This window comes from Mesorhizobium sp. M7A.F.Ca.CA.003.01.2.1 (genome assembly GCF_003998945.1).
GTDB classification, from domain to species: domain Bacteria; phylum Pseudomonadota; class Alphaproteobacteria; order Rhizobiales; family Rhizobiaceae; genus Mesorhizobium; species Mesorhizobium ciceri.
This window is the reverse complement of record NZ_RZRA01001570.1, coordinates 1-605: the sequence shown is the minus strand read 5'-3', so window position 1 is coordinate 605 and position 605 is coordinate 1. Positions and strand designations below refer to the sequence as shown.

Below are 605 nucleotides of genomic sequence, written 5' to 3'. Positions count from 1 at the left end.
GATCCTTGGCAATCACGGGCTGGTCGTCGCTGCCGAAACCGTCGCCGGGGCGGAGCTTCTGCTGCGCCGTATCAGGTCATTGCTGGCCCGGCCGGCGCGCGCGACCGCCGCACCCGACCTCGACGCCTTGGCCGCGCTTGCCGGCGACAGCGGCTACAGATTGCCGGCCGATGTCGAAGCGCATGCGGTTGCGCTCGACGCTGAGAGCCGCCGCATGGCGCAGGCCGGCAGCCTCTATCCGGACCACGTCATCTTCCTCGGCCAGGGCTCCGTCGTGGCGAAGCCAGGCGAGGCCGTGGCAGATGTCGTTGCACGACTGGGCACGTCGCCTGCGGCGATCCTGTTTCCCGGCGCAGGCGTGCTGATGCGCGGCGACGCCAGTGCCGGCGCCGATGCCATGCAACGCTGCCTCGCCGACGTGACGGCGCGCATCGATATCGCCGCGCGGCTGAACTATCTCACCGCTTCCGAGAATGACGAGCTGGTCAACTGGGACGCCGAGCAGTATCGCCAGAAGCTCAACGCGGCTGGCGGCTAGCATGGACATGATGCCACTTGTCATCGGCATCGACATTGGCACATCAGGTGCGCGCGCCGTCGCCATG

At 68.3% G+C, this 605-nt stretch carries 1 pseudogene; it reads left to right on the top strand.

Annotated elements, in window-relative coordinates:
* A pseudogene (locus EN969_RS34265) lies at positions 1-538 on the top strand (class II aldolase); the annotation flags it as partial.
* Between the last annotated feature and the right edge of the window lie 67 nt (positions 539-605).